2 protein-coding genes are annotated in these 1,027 nt (G+C 68.6%); both read right to left on the minus strand.

Annotated elements, in window-relative coordinates; genetic code table 11:
• The coding region (locus ABZY20_RS37495) for a S8 family serine peptidase (protein ID WP_356448050.1) at nt 1-741 on the minus strand (741 nt) is incomplete at its 3' end.
• A gap of 133 nt (nt 742-874) precedes the next feature.
• Entirely contained in the window at nt 875-1,015 is a 141-nt protein-coding gene (locus ABZY20_RS37500; protein ID WP_356448051.1) for a hypothetical protein, read from the minus strand.
• Between the last annotated feature and the right edge of the window lie 12 nt (nt 1,016-1,027).

Here is a 1,027-nt window from a genome sequence, read left to right on the forward strand (position 1 = left end):
GACCGCGGCGTCGGTGACGATGTTGAAGAAGTTCGATTCGCGCACGAACACCGACTGGCTGCAGCCGACCTGCGCGCTGGACGCCGGGCAGTAGCTGGCGACGCTGTTGAAGCCGTTGCCGGCGGCCTTGACGTAGACCGTGCCCAAGCCGCCGCGGGTGGCCGACATCGGGTTTTCCCAGGCCGCTATTTCGTTTTCCGAAACCGTGGTCAGGAACAACGGCGTGGTGTCGCCCCAGCTGTTGTTGGACACGGCCACGTCCTTGGACTCGGGGCCGTTCCACCACGCGTACTGGACCTGGGCGAAGCTGCCGCCGGCGTCGAGGAAGTTGAAGCTCTTCAGCCGCGCGTTCGGCGCCACGCCGCGCACGCCGATGCCGTTCCAGCCGACTGCGGCGATGATGCCGCCGACCGCGGTGCCGTGGCCTTCGCCGGCCTGGGTCGGGCTCGGGTCGTGGATCGGGCCGCCGGTGTTGAAGTTCCACGAACCGTCGGGCACGACGTTCGCGGCCAGATCCGGATGGGCGATCTGCACGCCCTGGTCGACCACGCCGACCACCACGCCGCGGCCGCGGATGTTGTAGTCGTGCAGGTCGTCGATGCCCATGTCGATGCCGAAGGTGGGCCGCGTGTCGGCCAGCACCGCCTGGCCGTAGTTCATCAGATGCCACTGATAGCGATACAGCGGGTCGTTCTGCTGCGCCTGCGCCGCGCCGGCCGCGAGGGCGAGCAGAGTCGCCACGCTGAGGACCGTCCTTTTGCCGATGTGTCGATGCATACCGCCGACTCCTGAAGTTCTTCGGGCATGCCGCGCCCGACGCGGCCGGAGCGCTCGCTCCGGCCGTCGCGGGCCGCACGCACGTTGGGGGATGGGTTTACTGGTAGATCATGGTGAAGGTGACGCTGCTGTTGGCCGAGCCGGCCGTCGCCGCGCCGGTGGCCACGTACTGCGCGTAGTAACGCAGCGCAGCGCCGCCGCCTTCCACCGCGACCGACTGGGTGTTCTGCAGGCCCAGCGGATTGCCGAG

Origin of the sequence: Streptomyces sp. NPDC006624 (assembly GCF_040611555.1) — a bacterium.
GTDB lineage: Bacteria > Actinomycetota > Actinomycetes > Streptomycetales > Streptomycetaceae > Streptomyces.